The following is a 24,052-nucleotide window of genomic DNA, read 5'->3' on the forward strand; positions in this document are numbered from 1 at the left end:
TCTATCTAAATAAATTCTTGTCAAATACCATTCGTATAGCATCTGCCTGACGGCGTTTTGCTCTAGTATAACTTCCAGAAGCTGGCGCTGCATATGCTTTTAGCGAAGCCAATCTCCATTTTACCAAATCAAAATTCATTAACATATAACTGTAGGCTCCCATGTTTTTCGGCTCTTCTTGTGCCCAAACATAATCGTCTGCATTTGGATATTGTGCGATAATTGCTTTTAACTGTTCAACAGGCAATGGGAACAATTGCTCGATTCTAACCACCGCAACATCTTTACGTCCATTATTTTCTCGCTCCGCAGTAATATCATAGTAGAACTTACCAGTACAGAAAACTAAGCTTTTCACATCGGCTTTATTTACGGTAACGTCATCAAAAGTCTCTTGGAAACATCCAGTTTCAAAATCTTCGATTGGAGAAACTACTCTTGGATCACGCAATAAACTCTTTGGTGTAAACACTATAAGCGGCTTACGGAAAGTAGTTTTCATTTGTCTTCTTAACAAATGGTAGAAATTCGCTGGAGTGGTACAATCGGCAACAAACATATTTTGTCTGGCGCAAAGTTGTAAATAACGCTCCATTCTAGCCGAAGAGTGTTCTGCCCCTTGCCCCTCGTATCCATGAGGCAATAACATAACAATTCCGTTTTGATTGTTCCATTTGTCTTCCCCACAAGAAATGTATTGGTCAATCATGATTTGAGCACCATTACTGAAATCCCCAAATTGTGCTTCCCAAATCGTTAACGCTTTTGGATTTGTCAAGGCATACCCATAATCAAAGCCTAGAACTCCATATTCTGATAAATGGGAATTAAAAATAGTAAACTTACCTGTTGCTCCTTCTAGATTGCTTAGTAAAGTAACTTCTTCCTCTGAGTCTTCTACCTTAACAACGGCATGTCTGTGAGAAAAAGTACCACGCTCTACGTCTTGTCCAGAAATACGAACATCATACCCTTCTTTCAACAATGAACCATAAGCCAAATGCTCAGCCATAGCCCAGTCTAACTTATTGGTTTCGAAAAACATTGTTTTTCTGTCGTTGATTAGCTTTTGGATTTTATTGATAAACTTTTTATCCGTTGGTAAATTACAGATTACATTGGCAATTTTTGTCAATTCCTCTCTCGGATAAGAAGTATCTACTTTTTCAAGCATTTTCTTATCATTCACTTGTTCAAATCCGTTCCATTCATTTTTCATAAATGGAGTAATGATTGTCAAATCTTTTTTGCGGGAAGCTTCTAAATTTTCTTCAAGATTCGATTTATAGTCTTTCTCTAATTGATTTACATAAGTGGCATCAATAACACGCTCTGCCAATAATTTTTCGGCATAAATATCTCTTGGATTTTGGTGTTTTGCAATGATTTTATACAAAACTGGCTGTGTAAAACGAGGCTCATCCCCTTCGTTATGACCGTATTTTCTGTATCCTAATAAATCAATAAATACGTCACGACCAAACTGCATTCTGAAATCTAATGCAAATGACATGGCATGAACCACCGCTTCGGCATCATCCGCATTTACGTGCAATACAGGCGAAAGCGTTACTTTGGCCACATCAGTACAATAGGTAGAAGAACGCGCATCAAGGTAATTGGTAGTAAAACCAACTTGATTATTGATTACAATATGTATGGTTCCTCCCGTTTTGTATCCATCCAATTGCGCCATTTGCACAATTTCGTAAAGGATTCCTTGACCAGCAATTGCAGCATCCCCGTGAACGGCGATTGGCAATACTTTAGAGAAATCGTTTGGAAAATATTTGTCTTGTTTCGCTCTTGTGATTCCTTCAATAATCGCACCTACTGTTTCTAGATGCGAAGGATTTGGAGCCAAATTAATGTTTATCTTTTTGCCTGATCTCGTTACTTTATCGGCAGTAAGACCTAAATGGTATTTTACATCTCCGTCAAAATATTCCTGATCATAATCTTTACCGTCAAATTCTCCAAAAATGTCTTGAGTTGATTTGCCAAAAATATTAGCCAAAACATTCAAACGACCACGGTGTGCCATTCCCATTACAAACTGTTCGACACCTTTTTCGGCTGCTTTCTCGATTAAAGCATCAAGAGCAGGAATTACCGATTCTCCACCTTCTAGAGAAAATCGTTTTTGACCTACATATTTAGTATGTAAAAAGTTTTCAAAAGAAACTGCTTCGTTTAACTTACCAAGAATTGTTTTCTTTTCATCCGAAGAGAAAGTAGGTCGATTGTCATTTACACCCAATTTATTCTGAATCCATTCCACCACTTCTGGTTTACGAATGTACATATACTCGACACCAATGTGTTGACAATAGATCGTTTCAAGATGCACAATAATTTCCCTAAGGGTACATGGTGCATACTTAAGCACTTTTGCCGCATCAAATACAATATCTAAATCGGAAACACTTAGTCCAAAATTTTCAATATCTAGTGTAGGAGACGAGACCCTTCTATCTCTTACGGGATTTGTTTTTGTAAACAAATGACCTCGAGAACGATATCCATCAATCAATTTTAGTACATTGAATTCTTTTTGAAGTTTTTCAGAAATCGCACTAGTATCTACTGCACTTGGAGCAGCAGTACTTGAAGCTACATTTGAAGTATAGGCAACTGGATTCTCCTCATTATAAGTGGTCATTCCAAAGTCGAAACCCTGAAAAAAACTTCTCCAACTAGGCTCAACGCTATCTGGATTTTCTAAATATTGATCGTATAATTGAGCGAAAAATTCGGTATGTGCTGCGTTTAAAAATGAAAACCTATCCATAATGTTATTGAATATACTTTGTTAAATAGTCCGGCAAAAATACGATAAACCAATTTATTTAAATCAATATTTTACGTACTTTTACCTAAAAAATTGTTAAAAAAAAGCCCCTAATATGAAAAAAAACTCTTTTCTACCTGTTACAAAGTTTATTTTTATAGCCATCGTCTTATTATTCTGCGAAAACGTAATAGCTCAGTACCAAAGTGCTCCACAATCTAGAAGTCCTTTTTGGGAAAAAGTACAATTTGGAGGTGGGTTAGGGTTAAGCATCGGAAGTGGATATACTGACATCTCTATAGCACCGAGCGCCATGTACAATATAAACCCTTATTTATCAACAGGATTAGGTTTGCAAGCAAGTTACGTATCATCAAAAGGATATTATGACTCTGCAATTTATGGAGCGAGTATTCTTACTTATATAAATCCGATTCCGGAAATTCAGCTATCCATAAACTTGAATGAATCTAGAGTCAATAATAATTATCAAACCGTTGGTGGCGGCAATTATTCCGAAGATTTTTGGAATACAGCCTTATTTTTAGGAGCGGGATATCGTACGGGGAATGTAACCATCGGACTTGCCTATAATGTTTTGTTTGACGAAAACGACAATGTGTATGGCGATGCTTTAATGCCTTTTGTGAGGGCGTACTTTTAAAGACACCCAATTCGACTTAAAAATAAATTATCTTTGTAAAAAACTCCAAATGCGATATTTAGACCCTAAAAACGATTTGACATTTAAAAAAATATTTGGCGAGCATCCTCACTTGGTCATGAGTTTACTCAATTCATTACTACCATTAGATGTCCCGATAGTCGAGGTGAGTTATCTTACAGCAGAGCAGGTTCCGCAAATTCCTGGTCTAAAAAACTCTATCGTAGATGTACGTTGCATAGACCAAAACAAACGAACTTTTATAGTCGAAATGCAAATGTTTTGGACGGATAGCTTCAAACAAAGAGTTATTTTTAATGCCTCAAAAAGCTATGTAAAACAAATAACCAAAGGAGGCGAATACAAAGGATTAAAAACAGTCTATGCTTTAAGTCTTGTTAATGAAATTTTCGAACCTAATTCAAAACACTATTACCATCACTATAGTTTAGTTCACTCTTTTGAAACTCAAAAAAAACTGGAGGGACTAGAATTTGTTTTTGTGGAACTACCCAAATTCGTACCTGCGAATTTCGAAGAAAAAAAAATGAAAGTACTGTGGTTGCGCTTTCTAACAGAAATTCTTGATGGCACTAGTCAAATTCCAATTGAATTATCAGAAAATTCAGAAATAAAAGAAGCGTTAGACATTCTAGAAGAATCTTCTTTTTCTAAAGAAGAACTTGAAGAGTACGAAAAATACTGGGATTGGGTTCAATGCGAAAGAAGCCTTATATCCGAAGGCGAAGAAAGAGGAAAAATCGAAGGAAAGATTGAAGGAAAGATCGAAATGATTCTAGAAGGTCATAGAAATGGATTTACAATTGAACAATTAGCTACAATTTCTAAACTGACACCTGAAGAAGTTGTCAAAATAATATCAGCAAATTAACAGAAATCATTCAAGAAAAAACTTCTACTTAATACTTATTCCTAAACCACACCTTCTGCCATTCTCTTTTTAGAATCAAAAAGGCAACTTCTTCCGCTAGAATCACTAAATCTGATCCATCCAGTTTTTTTATCTCGTCTTCGGAGACATCAATAATGTATAGCAAATTGAGGTACTCAGCAAATTTGTACTGAATAAGTCGGTATATTTTTTCGTGCAACTCAATTTTCAATTCGTCTGGCGAAAGACTCAAAGGAAAATCTACTGCTTCGTTTGCCAGATTAAAATCCTTATTCATTTGAGTAATCAAATTGACATAAAGCGTTTCTTTCTCGGCTTCTTGGAGTAGTAAATCGGTATTTTTTGGAGCTATAAACATGAGGATTTTTGATTGGTGATTAACGATTTTTGATTGCAGATTGAAGAAGGATTACACTCAATGGATTTTTGATTTTTGATTAACGTCCCGATAGCTATCGGGATTGATTTATTATTTAAAAAGAGCTCGGTTTAATCGAATGCAAAACTTCTAAAATCAAAAATCTTAAATCTAAACTTCCCTCCCCATCAGGTTTTCTCCAAAAGCTCTTAACATTGCTTTTTTATCCGGTTCGATATTCATTTTTTCTAAAGTTTCAAAAGCTTTAAACGTATATTCTTTTATGGTTTCTTGTGTTGCCTCAGAAGCTCCTGAAGCATTGAAAATAGCTTTTACTTCCTCTATCTTTGCATCATTATCGTTTGAATGAATTTCAAATAAATCATTCAGTTGCTGTGCTTGTTTGTCATCCGAAAATTCTACAGCTTTCAAATACAAATAGGTTTTCTTGTTTTCGATAATATCTCCTCCTACCTGTTTTCCAAAAGTTTCCGGATCTCCAAAAGCATCCAAATAATCATCTTGTAACTGGAAAGCCAATCCTAAATGAAGTCCGAAATCATAAATTAAATTGGCATTTTCCTCAGATGTTTTGGCAATAATGGCACCCATTTTCATGGCAGCGGCAACCAAAACAGCCGTTTTATACTCAATCATTTTGAGGTATTCTGGAATAGTAACATCTTTACGGGTTTCAAAATCGACATCCCATTGCTGACCTTCGCAAACTTCAAGAGCTGTTTTGCTAAACAATTTGGCTAAATCTCTAAAAACGATTGGCTCGTATTGTTCAAAATATTGATACGCCAAAATCAGCATGGCATCTCCCGAGAGAATTCCAGTGTTGATATTCCACTTTTCATGTACGGTTGACGAGCCTCTTCGCAGTGGTGCATCATCCATAATGTCGTCATGAACTAAAGAAAAATTATGAAAAACCTCAACTGCCATAGCCGCAGGAAGTGCTTGTTTATAATCCGTATTAAAAACTTCGGCAGTCATTAATGTCAAGACTGGACGCATTCGCTTCCCGCCTAACCTTAGTATGTAATCTATGGGTTCGTATAGATTTTTTGGGTTTTTATTAATCGTTTGACTTTCTAAATAAGCAATAAAAAATTCTTGATACTGATGAATGGCGTGCATAAAATAAGATCTTGTTTACTTTCTCCCCTGTCTTTTGGACTCAAGTTTGAAAAGCCCAAAGATACAATTCAAAAGTGATTATCAGTTTCAAAATAAATCTAATTTCTAACTATAGTTTTTCCTTATAAAAGAATTTTAAAAAAACATTGGAAACTTTATTGGTGTTTAAAGTTTCCTGCATATATTTGCATCACTAAAATTTATAAAACCAAGCATCAGGGAGCAACATTACTAAAACAATAACCATGGAAAATGAATGGGCAATTGATTCAAACGAATCAGACGTATTAATAAAATCTAGACATTCTCTCATAGACTATATGTCAGGAACCAAAAATAATTTCAAAGGACATGTAGCCATACAGAACGATGAAGTCGAAGATGCTTCGATTGAATTTTCATTGAATGTGAATGACAAAGGAATCAACTCAACACAAAAAAATAAGGATTTAAAATTGATTGATTTTTTTGATAAAAATGAATCTCCTGTTATAGAATTCAGATCGACTTCTTTTCAGAAAATAAATAAAAACATCAATTTCTTGAAAGGTTTTCTAACCATCAAGAACATTACGAAAGTGGTGGAATTAGATACTGAGTTTATCGGTTTCAACAATTATAATGGCGTTCAAAAAGCCTCATTTGAAATTACAGGAAACATCAACCGTAAGGATTTTGGATTGAATTACAATATGCTTTCCCAAAATGGAGGTTTTGCAGTAGGCAAAGACATCAGACTCATTGCCAATTTAGAATTTACACATTAAGAATAACCAGTTCTTACAAAGCATACAAAAACTCATTTAACAACTAACTTTTACTGTAGTATTTAATTCAAATTATTAATTACAACAAGTTACCCATAAAATGAAAGATAAAATAATCACAAAAGCGAAAGATATGTTCTTGAAACTCGGTTTCAAAAGCATCACGATGGATGATATTGCTTGTGAAATGTGCATTTCTAAAAAAACAATTTATAAATATTTCGCCCATAAAGAATTGTTGATTGAAGAAAGCACACAATTAGTACACAAAGAAATACATCAAATAATTAATAGTATTGTGGCCAAAAATCACAATTCGATTGAAGAGAATTTTGAAATCAGAAGAACATTTAAGGAAATGTTTAAAACAAGCGATACTTCTCCAATTTACCAATTAAAAAAGCATTATCCTGAGATTTACAAAAAGGTTTTAACCCAACAAATTCAAGAATGCGAAAGTTGTTTTAGACAAAATATTGAAAAAGGAATTGCTCAAGGTTTGTATCGCAAAGACTTGAATGTTGAAAATTACATCAAATTTTATTACACCCTAATTTTCAGCATCAACGAAAACACCCAATCTGAAAAAGAAGCGCTAAAATTAGAATTAGAAGCATTAGAATACCACACCAGAGCCATGGCAACACCCAGTGGAATAGCGGAACTAGAAAAACAATTACAAAACCCTAATATATTATGAAGAAAATAATTTTATTGACATTCTTGACTTTTGCGGTCACAGCAAAAGCACAAGAAGTGAAGACGCTTACACTAAAAGACGCTATAACGTATGCATTAGAGAATAAAGCCGATGCCAAAAAAGCAAAACTTGAGGTAGAAAACAGTGAATACAAAATTCAAGAAGTTCGTTCCAGAGCCCTACCGCAAATCACGGCAAACGGAAGCTTAATGTACAATCCTGTTTTGCAAACTAGTGTTATTGATGGAGCAGCTTTTGGCGCCCCAGGAACTACAATGCAAGTTTCTTTTGGACAAAAATGGACTTCGGGTGCTGGAGTTTCGTTAAACCAAGTACTTTTTGACCAATCTGTTTTTACGGGATTGAGAGCGGCAAAAACGACTCGTGAATTTTACCAAATAAACAATCAATTAACAGAAGAACAGGTTATTGAAAGAGTAGCAAACAATTATTACTCCGTATATGTACAACGTGAAAGGTTGACTTTATTGGACAGCAATTATGTGAATACCTCAAAAGTTAGGGACATCATAAAAGGTCAATTTAACAATGGTTTGGCCAAAAAAATTGATTTAGACCGAATCGTAGTAAAAATGTCAAACATTGACACGGAACGTCAACAAATCAAAAATGGAATTCAATTACAAGAAAATGCATTGAAGTTTTATATGGGAATGCCTATTGAAACTCAAATTGTGATTCCACAAACTGAATTTGAAGTAACCCCAGCAGCATTGACCGAGGCTCCAAATACAGCCAACAGAACCGAATATCTGCTTTTGAAAAAACAAGAAGAATTATTAGAGTTCCGAAAAACAGCCATTAAAGCCGAATATTACCCAACGCTTTCTTTAGTAGCAGGATACAATTATATAGGACAAGGACCAGAAATGCCTCTTTTTGCAAAACCTGAAAATGGTGTGTATTGGTCTGATTACTCATCCATTGGATTGAATTTGAGAGTCCCAATTTTTACTGGTTTTGGAACTCGTGCCAAGGTAAGCCAAGCTGATGTTAGCATTAGATCACTTCAGGAAGACATTAAAGACACCCAACTTTCACTTGATTTAGAGTATAGAAATGCAAAAACTCAAATTGAGAATAACATTATAACCATCGGCAATCAAAAAGAGAACATGCGTTTGGCTGGAGATATTTTAAAAAACACCAAAAACAATTATCTTCAAGGATTAGCCTCATTAACTGATTTATTAGATGCCGAAAATGCATCACTTGAAGCACAGAACAATTACACCAGAGCAGTATTAGCCTATAAAATTGCTGAAATAACATTAATCAAATCTAAAGGAGAACTTAAAACATTATTAAACTAAAAACAAGATGAAAAAAAACATAATAACCGTAGCTGTAATTTTAGGAGCATTAGGGCTTATTGCTTTTACTTTAAATACAAATAAAATTGAAAACAAAGCTAAAACAGATATTGTTGCCGAAAAAAATGCTTCGATATCCGTAAAAACACAAGAAGTAAAAACACAAGAAGTTTCTTTAGACTTTGTAGCGAATGGTAACTTCGAGCCAACTCAAGAATTAACTTTTTCTGCGGAAAAATCTGGAAAAGTAATTAGCGTTTTGGTAAAAGAAGGCGATTATGTAAATGTTGGACAAACATTGGTAATTGTTCGAAGCGACGTTATAAATGTTAATGCTCAAACCGCCAAAGCAGCGTATGACAATGCAAAATCGGATTATGATCGTTATGAAAACGCTTATAAAACAGGTGGTGTAACCAAACAACAATTGGATCAAGCCAAACTAGCCTTAACTAATGCAGGTTCAAACTTAAAACAAGCCAACATCAACGTAGGCGATACCAAAGTAAAAGCGCCAATTAAAGGATTTATCAATAAAAAATATATTGAGCCAGGTTCTATTTTAACTGGAATGCCGGCAACAGCAATGTTTGATATTGTAAATGTTTCTAAACTGAAACTAAAAGTTACCGTAAACGAAAGTCAAGTGGCAAGCTTACAATTAGGAAACAGTGTAAATGTAACTTCTAGCGTTTTCCCTGACAAAACTTTTGCTGGAAAAATCACTTTTATCGCTGCAAAAGCAGATCAAACCTTGAATTTTCCTGTAGAAATTGAAATTGCAAACAACGCCAACAACAGCGTAAAGGCAGGAATGTACGGAACTGCTAATTTTGGTTCTAAACAAAAACAACAATTAAAAGTAATTCCTAGAAATGCTTTTGTGGGAAGTGTGAGCAGCAACGAAGTTTTTGTGGTTGAAAACGGTATTGCAAAATTCAAAAAAGTAACTTCTGGAAGAATCTTGGGAGATTTAGTAGAAATAGTTGACGGATTATCTGATGGAGATACTGTAATTGTTACAGGGCAAATTAACTTGCAAGATGGTAATGCAGTAGAAATTATTAAGTAAAAGTAATTAGTGATTAGCTATAAACTACACTTGCATTCAGGGCTAATCACTATTTACTAATCACTTATCACTATTTAAAAGAAAAACATGAAATTAGCAGAAATATCCATAAAACGTCCGTCGTTAGTAATTGTATTGTTTACAATTCTAACCCTTGGTGGACTGTTCAGTTATAGCCAGTTGGGCTATGAATTGATTCCTAAATTCGAACAAAACGTAATTACAATTGCTACGATTTATCCTGGAGCTTCTCCAAGTGAGGTCGAAAACACGGTTACCAAAAAAATAGAAGATGCCGTCGCATCATTAGAGAATATCAAAAAAATTGACTCTAAATCTTATGAAAGTTTGTCTATCGTATCGATTTCTTTGACTTCAAAAGCCAAAGTGGATATTTCGATGAATGACGCGCAACGAAAAATAAATGCCATTATTAGCGATTTACCCGATGATGCCAAAACACCATCGCTTACTAAATTCTCCTTGAGTGATTTGCCAATTATGACCATTGGTGCCAACGGAAAAATGGATGAAGCTACTTTTTATGATTTAATTGATAAAAAAATCACTCCCGTTTTATCTCGTGTCCCTGGTGTGGCACAAGTAAATATTATTGGTGGTCAAGAACGTGAAATTCAGGTAAATCTTGATGCTGTAAAAATGCAAGGTTATGGACTTTCAATTCCGCAGGTACAACAGACTATTTTGACATCCAACTTGGATTTTCCAACAGGAAACATTCAAACTCGTGATCAAAAAATATTAATTCGTCTTGCGGGTAAATATAAAGATGTAGCAGAGTTAAGAAACTTAGTTGTTTCGTCTAAAGGCGGAATTCAGATTCGTTTGGGAGAGATTGCCGATGTGCAAGACACTCAAAAAATTGCTGAAAAAATTTCGCGTGTAGATCAAAAAAGTGCCATTATACTGCAAGTAATTAAACAATCTGATGCCAATGCCGTAGCGGTAAGTGAGCAATTGATCAAAACCATTCATAGTCTGGAAAAAGATTATAAAACAAATGCTTTAAAATTAGAAATTGCCAAAGACAGCACCGTTTATACCTTAGAAGCCGCCGATTCTGTGGTACACGATTTATTAATTGCAGTAGTCTTGGTTGCTTTTGTAATGTTGTTTTTCTTGCACAGTATTCGAAATTCATTGATTGTAATGGTATCGATTCCGTCTTCATTAATCGCCACCTTTATTGGGATTTATTTAATGGGATATACTTTAAACTTGATGAGTTTATTAGGATTGTCATTGGTAGTTGGTATTCTGGTCGATGATGCCATTGTGGTATTGGAAAATATCTACAGGCACATGGAAATGGGTAAGAGCCGTGTTCGTGCCGCTTTTGATGGAACTGCCGAAATTGGCGGAACCGTAACTTCGATTACCTTGGTAATTGTGGTGGTATTTTTGCCAATTGCAATGAGTTCTGGATTGGTATCCAATATTATTACACAGTTTTGTGTGACGGTAATTATTGCAACCTTATTTTCTCTTTTGACATCTTTTACCATTATTCCGTGGTTGTCTTCCCGTTATGGAAAACTAGAACATATTGAGGGTAAAAACTTATTTGGAAGAATTATTCTTGCATTCGAAAGTTATTTAACTCGTTTTACCCACTGGGTTTCTGGATTGCTAAACTGGTGTTTGGATCATTATTTGAAAACGATTGGTGTGGTGTTGATTTTGTTTTTCGGTTCAACAATCGGATTGCTTGGAGGAGGTTTTATTGGAGGAGAATTCTTTGCCGCTTCGGATAGTGGAGAGTTTTTAGTTCAAATAGAAATGCCAAAAGATGCTTCTCTGGAACAAACCAACTTTATGACGCAAAAAGCAGAAGCCTTTTTGAAAACCGAAGAGTATGTTCACAGTCAAATTACGACTGTAGGACAAACCAGTGAAGGATTGGGTGCTGCGCAAGCCACTGCTTATAAAGCCGAGATTGACGTAAAAATGATTGACCAAAAAGAGCGTACTGATGACGCCTCTGTTTACGCAGCCAAAATTAAACGTAAACTCGAAAAAGTATTGGTTGGAGCCAAAGTAAAAACAGTTCCCGTTGGTATTCTAGGAACAGCCGAAGATGCTACTCTTGGATTAATCGTAACAGGTCCTTCGGTAGAAAGTGCGATGAAATTTGCCAAATTAGCGGAAGCTGAATTGCGCACCATTCCAGGAACTACCGAGATTAAATTGACTGTAGAAGACGGAAATCCTGAAATTAACATAAAAGTAGATCGTGATAAAATGGCTGCTTTGGGACTAACCCTTCAAACGGTTGGTATGACGATGCAAACCGCATACAGTGGAAACACCGATGGAAAATTTAGAGCTGGCGAATACGAATACGACATCAACATTAAATACAATGCTTTTGATAGAAAAAGCATCACTGATGTTAGTAACCTTATCTTTATCAATGCTGCTGGACAACAAATCAAATTATCACAATTTGCAAGTATTACCGAAGGTTCTGGCCCTAGCCAATTAGAGCGTAGAGACAAAACGGCATCGGTAACTGTCAAGGGACAAAACGTAGGGGTTCCTGCGGGAACAATTGTGACCCAATGGCAAGCAAAACTGGACAAACTTAAAAAACCTGTTGGAGTAAATTACATTTGGGGTGGAGACCAAGAAAATCAAAGCGAAGGTTTTGGTACTTTGGGAATCGCTTTATTAGCCGCTATCATCTTAGTTTATCTAGTAATGGTTGGTTTGTATGATAGTTTTATACACCCGTTTGTGGTATTGTTTGCTATTCCGCTTTCGTTTATTGGAGCGATGCTAGCTTTGGCATTAACCAATAATACGTTGAACATATTTACCATTTTGGGTATCATTATGTTAATTGGTCTGGTGTGTAAAAATGCGATTATGCTTGTGGATTACACCAACCAACGAAGAGCTGCTGGCGAAAGCATAAGAACGGCATTAATTCAAGCGAATCACGCTCGTTTGCGTCCGATTTTAATGACGACCATTGCGATGGTATTTGGTATGTTCCCAATTGCATTGGCTTCTGGAGCTGGAGCCGAATGGAAAAACGGTTTGGCTTGGGTAATTATTGGTGGATTGATCAGTTCATTATTCCTAACCTTGATTATTGTTCCTGTGATTTATGAAATCATGGAAAAAATAATTGCTAAATTCTCTAAAGAAGAAAAAGTGGATTACGAAGCCGAAATGGTTGCTGATTACGATCACAAAGAATTAAGCGAAGATGGATTTAATCCGAAGCATACGGTTTAATACCTCTGAATTTAATTTTATACTTAAGGAAACCACCAGAAATCTGATTTTTGGTGGTTTTTTTATCTTTGTAGGAATAGAATGGGTATATTTGAAATATGATCCTTTAACAAACCTTATACAGATTCAAACCCAAATGGTTGAATCTGTGGAAATTTGTTTAGGATATATACAAGTTGATGGCTCGTGTTACTAGCAAGAATAACATTTTTTTAATGAGTTTCAGAAACTATGAATTATTCAAACTTACAAAATAACGATAATCTACAAGAACAAATGGAAAACATGAAACAAGCCCAACTTGAAATGAGAAATAATTATATCTGTGGAGCTACTGGCATTGTAGTTTCTGGATTTATGTGGTTACTTTCAGGTTTAGTAGCCTACAATTATCCTCCAAAGCAGGCTGTTTGGACACTTCTTATTGGAGGGGTATTGATTCATCCTATAAGCACAATTTTCAATAAGATACTTGGGGTTAGCGGAACTCATAGTAAGAACAACGCCTTGGGTAATCTTGCTATGGAAGGAACATTTTTTATGCTAATGTGCATACCACTTGCTTACGGACTTTCACTGCTACGAATTGAATGGTTCTTTCAAGGGATGCTTATGATAATTGGAGGCCGATATTTAACTTTTAATACCCTATACGGAAACCGATTATTTTGGATTATAGGGGCGACTTTGGGAATTGCGGGGTATTTACTATATTCATTAAATGCACAATCTTATGTGTCTGCCTTGACTGGTTCAATAATTGAAATTTCCTACGGCGCTTTTATGTATATCTATTCCCGAAGAACACAAACAATTGTATAGAACTTTGCGAATATAGACCTGAATCAGCCACTCAAAATTCTAAAAAAGCTTCTTCAAAAAAAATAATCATTTTGGAATCAAATCCAATAAAAACATGATTATTTTGGAATACAGCAAAAATGGGTTGCTTTCTAAAGCAGAAAAAAATAGTTGAAATGGTTGCCGATTACGATCACAAAGAGTTAAGCCAAGACGGTTTTAGCCGCAAAGACTACAAAAGAAGCACAATGTTCGCAAAGCATAGCGAACTTTGCTGTATTCATTGTGCACTTCGCAATTAATTTTTATAGCTAAATCATTTAGACTCTACGTTTTGTTAAAAAAAAGCAAAAAAAAAGGACTTTCAAATATTTTGGAAGTCCTTTTTTTATGGAGTTATCTGTAATTCCTAATTTAAAAAAAAAGCTAATTCCTTAATTTTAAACACAATCTAAAAAAAGACATGGGAAACTTATTCTGTTTTTAACGTTTCCTTATTATATTTGCACTACAAAATTATTACAAAAACTAGAAATCACGAAGAATAGGCAACAACTTCTGATAGTATGCTTATTCCTATATTTAGAATTTAAACATCATTAAAAACAAAAGGAAACACTTTTTAGGGTATTCGTTTTCTTATTATATTTACACCAATACATTAATTAACAAATAGTTACCACACAAGATGAAAGACAAGATTATATCAAAAGCTACTGATTTATTTTTAAAACTAGGTTTTAAAAGTGTCACTATGGATGATATTGCAGGGGATATGTGCATTTCAAAAAAAACGATTTACAAATACTTTTGCAATAAAGAAGTCTTAATTAAAGAAAGCACCGAAATGGTTCACATAACCGTTCACGAAATCATTGATACCATTGTTGCCAAAAATCACAACGCAATAGAAGAGAATTTTGAAATCCGAAAAATGTTCAAAGAGATGTTCAAATCTTCCGACACCTCTCCATTATACCAATTAAAAAAACATTATCCCGAAATTTATCAAAACGTAATGTCTAGAGAAATTAATAAGTGTAATATGTGTTTTAAACAAAATATAGAAAAAGGAATAATGCAGCATTTGTATCGAAAAGATCTCGATGTTGATGTCTATGTGAAATTCTATTACACTTTGATTTTTAGCATTAACGAAAATACCCCCTCCGAAAAAGAAGCGCAAAAATTAGAATTGGATGCACTAGAATACCACACCAGAGCTATGGCAACAACAAAGGGAATAGCCGAACTTGAAGTACAATTATCTAAAACCAATATATAATGAAGAAAATATTTTTTGTAACCCTTACTCTTTTTGCCTTGAGCGCCCATGCTCAAGACTCGAAGCAGAGTTATTCTTTCTCCTTGCAGCAAGCCATTGACCATGCGCGTGAATACAACTATTCCGTCATTAATTCGGGACGTGATATCGAAGCGGCCAAACAAAAAAAATGGGAAACCACTGCAATGGGTTTACCTCAAATTAATGCCGGTCTAGATTACACCAACAATTTCGTTTTGCAAAAATCTGTCGTTCCTGCCGAATTTTTTGGAGGTACCCCAGGTGAATATGCTGAAGTGGCATTTGGAACCAAACATAATATGGTCGCACGTTCCTCTTTAAGTCAAATTATTTTTGACGGCTCCTATATTGTGGCACTTCAAGCCTCTAAAACATACTTGAAGTATTACGAAAATGCAAAGCAAAGAACTGATATAGACATCAAGGAAATGGTCATTAACTCTTACGGAAATGTATTATTGGCCAAAGAAAACATCGCTATCCTAGAAAAAAACATCGCTTCCTTACAAAAAACGTTAAACGACACTAAAGCCATTTACAAAAACGGTTTAATCGAAGAAGAAAGTGTCGAACAACTAGAAATTACCCTTGCCTCATTAGAAAGCACCTTAAACTACAACAAACGTTTACTGGATATTACCTATAAAATGTTGAAGATCAATCTGGGTATAGAAATCTCCGACCAATTAACACTGACCGACAAACTAGAAGACTTGACGCTTCAGAATATGGATTTGGCCTTTTCGGCAAACGAATTTAATGTAAATGACAACATAAACCATAAAATAGCGCTGAATTTCGAAGAGCGAAGAGAGTTGGAATACAAATTGGAAAGAAGTAAAGCTTTGCCTTCGTTATCCGCCACTGTTAATTTTGGATACACTGCTTTTAAAGATGAGTTTCAATTTTTTACACAAAACCAAAACTGGTTCAACTATTCTAACTTAGGGGTTAGCCTTAATGTGCCAATATTTAGCAGTTTGGCCAGAAGTTCCAGAACCCAACAGGCAAAAATTGCTTTAGATCAAGCCAAAACACAATTGAGCGAAACAGAGCAAAAATTAAAATTACAATATGCTACTGCCAAAAGTGAATATGAATACAGTATTGCAGACTATGCAACAGCAAAAAACAATTTAAACCTAGCGGAAAGAATAGAGAAAAAGCAGCAAATTAAATTTACGGAAGGACTCTCTACCAGTTTTGACTTTAATGATGCGCAGCGTCAATTGTATACCGCTCAACAAAAATACTTAGAAACTATGGTCAACATAGTGAACAAAAAAGCCAGCTTAGAAAAAATCATCACTCAATAACGATTCTCAATAAAAACACACACATGAAATCGCCATGACTCCGTTTGTCGCAAACACCAATAAAGATCTGGCGATACCATATTCCTTTAAAAAACAAATATTATCTACATATGAAAAAAATAATCATCCTAATCACACTTTCAGTGGTATTGATTGCCTGTAATTCATCAGAAAAAAAACAATCCATCGACGCCCTTATTGAATCGAAAGATATAAAAGCGATCACCGCAAAAAAGGCAGAACTTCAATCGCAATTAAGCCAACTCGATGACGCATTGGCCACATTGGATGTAAACAAGGAAACTGTGGCATTGGTTTCGGTAGTGCAATTGAAAGACACGGTTTTCAACCATTATCTTGAAATACAAGGTAGCATTAACACCAATGAGAATGTTTTAATTCAACCTGAATTTCCGGGAAATCTTGTTGAACTGAATGTAAAAGCTGGGCAAAATGTAACCAAAGGGCAAGTTTTAGGTCGTACTGATGACGGTGGTATGAGCCAACAGCTAGCTAGTGCCGAAAATCAATATGCATTGGCCAAAACGACTTTTGAACGTCAAAAAAATCTATGGAAACAAAAAATTGGTTCAGAGATACAGTACCTCCAAGCTCAAACACAAATGATTTCGGCTCAAAAAGGAGTGGCGCAAATCAAAGCACAAATAGCCAAAACAGTAATCAGAGCTCCGTTTTCGGGAACTATAGACGAGGTTTTTGTAGAAAAAGGAGAAGTAGTTGCTGCCAGTCCACAAGGATTAATGCGAATCGTAAATTTAGGAAATATGTATGTTTCGACTTCTATTCCGGAAACCTATATCGGTAAACTAAAAATAGGCACAGAAGTAGATGTATTCTTAACTTCATTGGGTAAAACCTACAAAGGAAAAGTACGCCAGATTGGTAATTTTATCAATCCAAACAACAGAAGTTTCGGAATCGAAGTAAGCGTTCCCAATCCAGAAAACTTATTGCGCCCTAACCAAGTTGCCAAACTAAAAGTTATCGATTATGTTAGCCCAAATGCGGTGGTTGTGCCTACGAATGTGATTCAGCAGGATGGGCAGAAAAACAGTTTTGTATATACGGTTACCAACTCGAACGGAAAAACGGGAGTTGCCAAAAAAGTGATTGTGAAAACAGGTCAATCCTCTGATAATGCAACCGAAGTTTTAAGCGGTTTAGATGCCAATGCCATAATTGTTACCGAAGGGATGAATACCATTTCGGATGGAATGAAACTGAACTTTTAAAATGATTTTTGATTGCAGATTAACGATTTTCGATTGCAGATTTCTGTGGCCATCAATCGTTATTCATATCAATAAATCGTACATAGTAACGATTACGAATCATACATCAAAAATCTCAAATCGTTAATCAAAAATCTCAAATCAAATGAGCCATCAAAATAAAGAATTCGGAATATCAAGTTGGGCTGTCGAAAATCGAGTTACAGTATATATCTTGACTTTATTGATCGTTATCACTGGAGTTATTGCCTATGTTACGATGCCCCGAGAAGATTTTCCGGAAATTATAGAAAACAAGATTTACATCTCTTCCGTTTTTCCTGGAAACTCGGCTGAGGATGTAGAGAAATTGATTGTCAAACCACTCGAAAAGGAAATTAAAAACATCAGCGGAGTAGACAAAATTACTTCTAGCTCTTTTCAGGATTATGGAATGATCATCGTGGAATTTGGAGACAAAGTAACCATCGAAATTGCCAAATCAAGAGTTAAGGACAAAGTAGATATCGTAAAAGCAGATACCGATTGGCCTAATCTTGACAATGGAAGCAAAGTGGAGCCGAGTGTATTTGATTTGAACATTTCGGAAGAAGTGCCCATTCTAAACATCAATTTACAGGGAAATTATACGACTCAACAACTAAAAAAATACGGAGAACAACTTCAAGATGATATTGAGGAAATTGCCGAAGTAAAAAAAGTAGACATACTGGGTGTAGACGATAAAGAGGTAGAGATTGCCGTTGACATTTTCAAAATGACGGCTGCACAAGTATCTTTTGACGATATTCAAAATGCAGTGAAATATGAGAATATGACGCTTTCGGGCGGAAATTTAATTTCGCAAGGTTCTAGAAACAACATTAGAATTGTTGGGGAAATCAAAGACCCAAAAGAACTGGAAAACATCATTGTAAAACACAATGGCGGAACCGTGTACCTGAAAGATATCGCAGTAGTTAGTTTTAAAGAAAAAGAAAAAACTACTTATGCCCGTGAGAAAGGAACCGAAGTTGTGATGCTGAGCGTAAAAAAACGTTCCAATCAAAACATGATTTCGGCTATTGAACAGGTAAAAGAAAAAATCGAAGCAGCCAAAGCATCGTACTTGCCTTCTAACTTGAAAATTGAATTGACAAACGATCAATCTTCACGAGTTGAACATCAAGTAGATGAACTTTCGAACCACATCATCTTCGGAATTGTGTTGGTAATGATCGTGTTGATGTTTACCATGGGATTACGAAACTCTTTGTTTGTGGGTGCTGCTATCCCTTTATCCATGCTAATGGCGTTTAGTATTCTTTCCGCCTTTGGCTTGACCCTAAATACCATGGTACTTTTCGGATTGGTTATGGGACTGGGAATGCTGGTAGACGACGGAATTGTAGTGGTCGACAACGTATTTGCCAATATGAAAAAAGGAATGAATCGTGTACAAGCCTCGAAAGTAGGTATTGGCGAAATCGCCTGGCCGGTAATTTCCTCAACAGCAACTACCTTAATGGCATTTTTACCATTTGCCTTGTGGCCTGGAACTATGGGAAAATTCATGAAATATTTCCCAATTACATTAACCGTTACCCTATCTGCTTCTTTATTTGTAGCAATGGTAGTCAATGCGGCAATGACAGGAGGATCGATGGATATTGAAGACAAAAATGTGACTAAAAAAAGTTTGAAATTTTACACCAAAACATTTCTTGTTCTTGCAATAGTTTTTGGATTATTAGGGCATTTTTCAGGAATTTCTTTTGGCTTCCTTGGTATAAATTTTAATAGTACATTTCAAAAAGCTATTTGTCATATTTCCATCATATCTCTTGGATTAATGTGGTTGTATAAATTGAAGTTGTACCAATGGACACAAGATTTCCAACACGACTTTTTTCCAAGAATGGAAGACAAATACAAAATCTTTTTATCAAAAATCCTTACCAAAAAGAAAGCTTGGATTGCCTTGGCAGGAATTATAGGAATGTTGTTTTTCTCTTTCATCCTTTTGGGGATATTCCCTAGAAAAGTATTGTTCTTTCCAGACAATATCCCGAATCAGGTTATTACCTATATCGAGTACCCACAAGGAACCGATATTGATAAAACCAATAAGGCTACCCTATTTGTAGAAAAACAGGTTATTGAAGTTTTAAGCAAATATGTCGACAAGAAAACAGGCAAAAACTACTTGGCGGAATCTATCGTGTCTCAAGTGGGAGTTGGTGCTGGAAATCCAAACGTAGATGCAGGATCTGCTTCCGAAACTCCTTTTAAAGGTAAAGTGACTGTCAATTTCTCCGAATTTAAATTCAGAAGAGGAATCAACACAGGGGATATTCTGGAAGAAATTAGACGCAAGGTAACCGGAATTGCCGGAGCCACCGTAACGGTAGAAAAAGACGCGAACGGACCACCAGCCGGTTACCCAGTCAGCATACAATTAACAGGTATTGATTATGATGAAATGCTGAAGGAAGCCGACAAAATGATTGCGTTTATCAATTCTAAAAATATTCCTGGTATCGAAAGATTGAGCATCGATGTCAATAAAGAAAGCCCTGAACTAGAGGTAAAAGTAGACCGTGTAAGTGCGGGAAGTTTAGGAGTTTCTACAGGACAGCTGGGATTCAATTTGCGCCGTTCGGTGTACGGACAAGAGATTTCAACGTACAAAGAAGGAGATGATGATTACAACATTACCATGCGCATGCAGGATGATCAACGTAAGAATGAAAACGTGTTGTTCAATCAGTCTTTAACGTTCCGAAATCAGAACAACGGGCAAATGATGCAAGTACCCATTTCGGCTGTTTCCGAAACGGAGAAAACAACCACTTACAATCAGATCAAAAGGAAAAACCAAAAACGTATCATGACGATTTATTCAAACGTCTTGACGGGTTATAATGGTGATGAAATTACCAAACAAATCGCAGCTGATTTAAAAGGATATGAATTACCAAAAACCGTAAGTTATTCCTTCTCTGGAGTACAGGAAGAGCAAGGCAAAAACCAAAGCTTCTTGATGTATGCCCTGTTTTTGGCGCTGTCTGGAATTACCATCATTATCGTGTTGCAGTTTAATTCGGTTTCAAAATCTATGGTGATTTTATTTACCGTATTACTGAGTTTCAGTGGGGTGTTTTACGGATACGTCATTGCCAACATGGATTTCGTGATCCTAATGACCATGATGGGAATCATTTCCCTGGCGGGTATTGTGGTAAAGAACGGAATTGTATTAATGGATTTCTTTGTCTTATTGTTAGACAAAAAAGTAGCCGATAATCATTTAGAAAGCCATGACGATCTAACTTTAGACGAAATCAAAGAAGTAATCATTGAGTCTGGTAAATCAAGGTTGCGTCCTGTATTGCTAACCGCTTTGACAGCTGTTTTGGGATTAATCCCACTGGCCATCGGACTGAATTTTGACTTCTTCTCCTTAGTAACCGACCTGAATCCGCACATCTTCATGGGAGGAGACAACGTGATCTTCTGGGGACCATTGGCCTGGACCATCATCTTCGGATTGACCTACGCCACGGTATTAACCTTGGTAATGGTGCCGGTGATGTTCTATCTGGTTAAGAGAACCAAATATTGGTTAAGAGACCGCAGAAATAAAAGAGCCGCACTGGAAGATTAAACCCCAGTACAGCTCTAAATAAATAAAACCACTCCGCTCTACAATTTGAGCATGGAGTGGTTTTTTGGTTGGCGGATTCAAGTCATAAAAACAACTTATTTTACAAATATCATTTGGGCGTAACCCCATTAAGGAATCAAGAAGTCTTTCGTAATTTCAATCAAATATTTATACCCAACAGATCTTGAAATTTTCGCTTATCCTAACAGGTTTTTTCAACCTGTTAGGTATTCCTTTGTTTAGTTCAATCAAATATTTAGACCTAACAGGTTAAAAAAAACCTGTTAGGTACAACACAAAACCTATTAGATATTAGAATTTACCTAAAACTTCAGATGTCAAAAAAATCCAATATAGCAAAGAATTGATATTGGAAAATAAAATATTTCACTTTTTGTACTTTACCTTTGCCGAACTTATAAAACAATATTTCCATTAAAGTCAAAGGCACCGAATTCAATATGAAACGAGAACACTACATCCCATTTGATAAGGAATTCTTACTCGAACAACAACTTGTAGAATATGCTGAAGATAAAAAAGAGGTCGAAGATTTCAAAAAGCTATTTGATATAATTGAACATTATTTTCATTACGAAGCATTTAATCTAATCCGTAATTTAAAACAAAATTATGCGGCATTCAACCCAGATATACATCCAAAAGAACGAGCGGCATATATTGACAAAAGCAACTTTTCACTTTTCAAAGAAACACTTCTTAAGGTCCTAGATAGAGGTAATTACAGTCGTGTAGATCAAGAAACTTTAGACAATGCTTTCAAAGATTCCGATTTAATAGGGCTAAAACTTGCCATTGACTTAGATGCCTACAAAGAGCATGAAATATATGTTCGAGGTCAGCATACAACGATAGAAAAAGTGAGCAAGTTCATTTTTTGGAAGAAAGAAATTGAAATTGAATACTATGATCGTGTTATGATTTATCTTAATTATCACGATGCAAATTACTATACCAAAAAGAAAGTAGGCTTAGACAAAATGCCCATTGATCCTGGGTCTATAGTATTAAAAATCTTCAAACGGGTACCTAAAAACGATCTAGAAACCATATTCCCGAATGCAGTTCCAAAAATGTCATTAACCGACAAAATACTGTTATGGGTTCCTGGACTTGTCGGAGGAATTTCATTATTGAGTGCCAAAGTCATTCCAGCATTGATTGCAATGCAGGTGGCATACCAATCTGGCGAAACTATTGATTTATTAAACAGTAAAACGTCTCTAAATCAAGGTTTAATTGCGCTTGGCATATTGGGTGCGTACTTGTTCCGTCAATACAATAACTTTGTAAACAAGAAGATAAAATATTCAAAAATGCTTTCGGATAGCCTTTATTTCAAAAATCTAGGAAATAATAGCGGCGCCTTTTATTCTTTATTGAACTCTTCCGAAGAAGAAGTGCTCAAGGAAACCATCTTGGCATACTCCTTTTTAAACAGAAGCAAAACCCCATTAACAGAAACAGAACTTGATCATCAAATTGAATCATGGTTTAAAACAAAGCACAATACAGACCTTGATTTTGATGTAAAAGAGGCACTGCAGAAATTAAAAAACGCTGGTCTCGGATCAGAAACCAATGGTAAATGGGAAGTTATTCCTTTGGACAAAGCCCTCATTAGAATAGACGAGATATGGGATAGCGTCTTTGAGTATAATCAAGTAAGTACGAATTAGTAGGCTATTAGAAAAACGCGAAATAGAAGCGATACAAGCAGCTCCGCTCCCGATAATTATCGGGATTAATACCATGACGCTTAATTTTTGTTGAGGCCATTTTCTGAATTGTGTTTTCAGAAAATAAAATGTAATGTTTATGTAGAAAATCAATCCGATTTTAGCAAAAGTTTATTTATGCTTTTTGGGTCTCTTCTGTCGTCTATAACGATTTTGACAAAAATAGTATTGTTCTCAAAAGAAAAAAATACCGAAATATGGTTATAAGTAAAATAAAAAAGATTTTCAACAGATGTTCTTTGAGGCAATGCAATCGAAAAATCCAGTGTTCTTAATTCCTCTTTAATCTCTCGATATAACTTTGTACTATACGTTTTACTTTTATTTCTTTGGGTGTAATAACGCGTTATCTCAAACATATCAAGCTCTGCTTCTCGTAGCCAACTTACTTTTCGTTTAGCCATGCTTCAAACTTTCTGTCCATTTCCGCTTGGTCGATATAATCACCATCCAAAAGTTGTTGCTCCGCAATTTTAAGCTTGTCCAATTGTGCCTCCGAAAGCACATAAACTTTTTCGTCTTTATCAACCAGTTTTTTTATCTTTCCTAACACCAAATCATCATCTATTAGATTGATTTTTGAAACCAAATACTTTTTTAATTCTAAAGTTGCCATAACTAATTTGTTTCTACAAATTTACATAGTATTTTCTGTTTATATTTTTTTTAGCTTATTTTTTTCTTTCACATCAAATGAAATCGCTCCCCACAATTATATGTTTCATGAAAATTACTTATAATTGTTTGCTATAGAAAAAAAGACCTTAAAATCTAATTATTAATACTTTACAAATAACTGCATACCAAGCCCTATATTATATTTTTCTTTTCTTGGCTTCCATTTTTCTAAATGGTTTGCTCTTAAATAAAAAGGACCGCAAAAAACATTTGAACAAAGATATTTCAAAAAAAACCACTCCTTAATTTGAGATCGGAGTGGTTTTTTGTTTTTCTAAAGGGC

At 35.3% G+C, this 24,052-nt stretch carries 18 protein-coding genes; 13 read left to right on the top strand and 5 right to left on the bottom strand.

Annotation, left to right across the window (positions count from 1 at the left end):
- Position 1 precedes the first annotated feature (1 nt).
- Positions 2 to 2,791, bottom strand: coding sequence for a 2-oxoglutarate dehydrogenase E1 component (locus FNW52_RS15345; RefSeq protein ID WP_143378314.1), 2,790 nt, complete (start codon positions 2,789 to 2,791; stop codon positions 2 to 4).
- A 115-nt stretch (positions 2,792 to 2,906) separates the two neighbouring features.
- Between FNW52_RS15345 and FNW52_RS15350 the strand changes: the two genes are divergently transcribed.
- Together FNW52_RS15350 and FNW52_RS15355 are read left to right on the top strand one after the other, a co-directional pair.
- The gene (locus FNW52_RS15350) at positions 2,907 to 3,455 is read left to right on the top strand and encodes a hypothetical protein (protein WP_143378315.1); all 549 of its coding nucleotides are present in this window, start codon (positions 2,907 to 2,909) and stop codon (positions 3,453 to 3,455) included.
- A gap of 49 nt (positions 3,456 to 3,504) precedes the next feature.
- Positions 3,505 to 4,347, top strand: coding sequence for an Rpn family recombination-promoting nuclease/putative transposase (locus tag FNW52_RS15355; protein WP_143378316.1), 843 nt, complete (start codon positions 3,505 to 3,507; stop codon positions 4,345 to 4,347).
- Between the two features lie 28 nt (positions 4,348 to 4,375).
- Here FNW52_RS15355 and FNW52_RS15360 read toward each other — a convergent pair whose 3' ends face one another.
- The gene (locus FNW52_RS15360) at positions 4,376 to 4,726 is read right to left on the bottom strand and encodes a hypothetical protein (protein WP_143378317.1); all 351 of its coding nucleotides are present in this window, start codon (positions 4,724 to 4,726) and stop codon (positions 4,376 to 4,378) included.
- 171 nt (positions 4,727 to 4,897) lie between these two features.
- Positions 4,898 to 5,872 (bottom strand): polyprenyl synthetase family protein, encoded by a 975-nt coding sequence (locus FNW52_RS15365; RefSeq protein WP_143378318.1) that lies wholly within the window; start codon positions 5,870 to 5,872, stop codon positions 4,898 to 4,900.
- Between the two features lie 245 nt (positions 5,873 to 6,117).
- Here FNW52_RS15365 and FNW52_RS15370 point away from each other — a divergent pair, with 245 nt between their 5' ends.
- The 11 genes from FNW52_RS15370 (at position 6,118) to FNW52_RS15420 (ending at position 23,031) form a co-directional block, all read left to right on the top strand.
- The gene (locus FNW52_RS15370; protein ID WP_143378319.1) at positions 6,118 to 6,639 is read left to right on the top strand and encodes a YceI family protein; all 522 of its coding nucleotides are present in this window, start codon (positions 6,118 to 6,120) and stop codon (positions 6,637 to 6,639) included.
- A gap of 100 nt (positions 6,640 to 6,739) precedes the next feature.
- The gene (locus tag FNW52_RS15375) at positions 6,740 to 7,339 is read left to right on the top strand and encodes a TetR/AcrR family transcriptional regulator (RefSeq protein WP_143378320.1); all 600 of its coding nucleotides are present in this window, start codon (positions 6,740 to 6,742) and stop codon (positions 7,337 to 7,339) included.
- On the top strand, positions 7,336 to 8,673 hold the full coding sequence (locus FNW52_RS15380) for a TolC family protein (RefSeq protein WP_143378321.1): 1,338 nt from the start codon (positions 7,336 to 7,338) through the stop codon (positions 8,671 to 8,673). Before FNW52_RS15375 ends, FNW52_RS15380 begins: the two co-directional genes overlap by 4 nt.
- A 7-nt stretch (positions 8,674 to 8,680) precedes the next feature.
- Positions 8,681 to 9,745 (top strand): efflux RND transporter periplasmic adaptor subunit, encoded by a 1,065-nt coding sequence (locus tag FNW52_RS15385; protein WP_143378322.1) that lies wholly within the window; start codon positions 8,681 to 8,683, stop codon positions 9,743 to 9,745.
- An 87-nt stretch (positions 9,746 to 9,832) separates the two neighbouring features.
- Complete coding sequence (locus FNW52_RS15390) at positions 9,833 to 13,009, top strand: efflux RND transporter permease subunit (RefSeq protein WP_143378323.1); 3,177 nt, start codon at positions 9,833 to 9,835, stop codon at positions 13,007 to 13,009.
- A 231-nt stretch (positions 13,010 to 13,240) separates the two neighbouring features.
- A complete protein-coding gene (locus FNW52_RS15395; protein WP_221933401.1) occupies positions 13,241 to 13,831 on the top strand; it encodes a hypothetical protein in 591 nt (196 codons plus the stop codon).
- A 667-nt stretch (positions 13,832 to 14,498) separates the two neighbouring features.
- On the top strand, positions 14,499 to 15,095 hold the full coding sequence (locus FNW52_RS15400) for a TetR/AcrR family transcriptional regulator (RefSeq protein WP_143378324.1): 597 nt from the start codon (positions 14,499 to 14,501) through the stop codon (positions 15,093 to 15,095).
- Positions 15,095 to 16,432, top strand: a complete 1,338-nt coding sequence (locus tag FNW52_RS15405; RefSeq protein WP_143378325.1) for a TolC family protein — start codon at positions 15,095 to 15,097, stop codon at positions 16,430 to 16,432. Before FNW52_RS15400 ends, FNW52_RS15405 begins: the two co-directional genes overlap by 1 nt.
- Before the next feature lie 110 nt (positions 16,433 to 16,542).
- The gene (locus tag FNW52_RS15410) at positions 16,543 to 17,685 is read left to right on the top strand and encodes an efflux RND transporter periplasmic adaptor subunit (RefSeq protein WP_143378326.1); all 1,143 of its coding nucleotides are present in this window, start codon (positions 16,543 to 16,545) and stop codon (positions 17,683 to 17,685) included.
- A gap of 145 nt (positions 17,686 to 17,830) precedes the next feature.
- Positions 17,831 to 21,331 carry an efflux RND transporter permease subunit gene (locus tag FNW52_RS15415; RefSeq protein WP_143378327.1) on the top strand — a complete coding sequence of 1,167 codons (3,501 nt, stop codon included), beginning with the start codon at positions 17,831 to 17,833 and terminating at the stop codon, positions 21,329 to 21,331.
- Between the two features lie 461 nt (positions 21,332 to 21,792).
- Positions 21,793 to 23,031 (top strand): TMEM143 family protein, encoded by a 1,239-nt coding sequence (locus FNW52_RS15420; RefSeq protein WP_143378328.1) that lies wholly within the window; start codon positions 21,793 to 21,795, stop codon positions 23,029 to 23,031.
- 149 nt (positions 23,032 to 23,180) lie between these two features.
- On the opposite strand, the gene FNW52_RS15425 is transcribed toward FNW52_RS15420, so the two are convergent.
- Both FNW52_RS15425 and FNW52_RS15430 read right to left on the bottom strand, forming a co-directional pair.
- Positions 23,181 to 23,495 (bottom strand): type II toxin-antitoxin system RelE/ParE family toxin, encoded by a 315-nt coding sequence (locus FNW52_RS15425; RefSeq protein ID WP_143378329.1) that lies wholly within the window; start codon positions 23,493 to 23,495, stop codon positions 23,181 to 23,183.
- The gene (locus FNW52_RS15430) at positions 23,477 to 23,707 is read right to left on the bottom strand and encodes a hypothetical protein (RefSeq protein WP_143378330.1); all 231 of its coding nucleotides are present in this window, start codon (positions 23,705 to 23,707) and stop codon (positions 23,477 to 23,479) included. Before FNW52_RS15430 ends, FNW52_RS15425 begins: the two co-directional genes overlap by 19 nt.
- Positions 23,708 to 24,052: the final 345 nt, after the last annotated feature.

Origin of the sequence: Flavobacterium sp. ZT3R18 (assembly GCF_007097385.1) — a bacterium.
In the GTDB taxonomy this organism is placed as follows: domain Bacteria; phylum Bacteroidota; class Bacteroidia; order Flavobacteriales; family Flavobacteriaceae; genus Flavobacterium.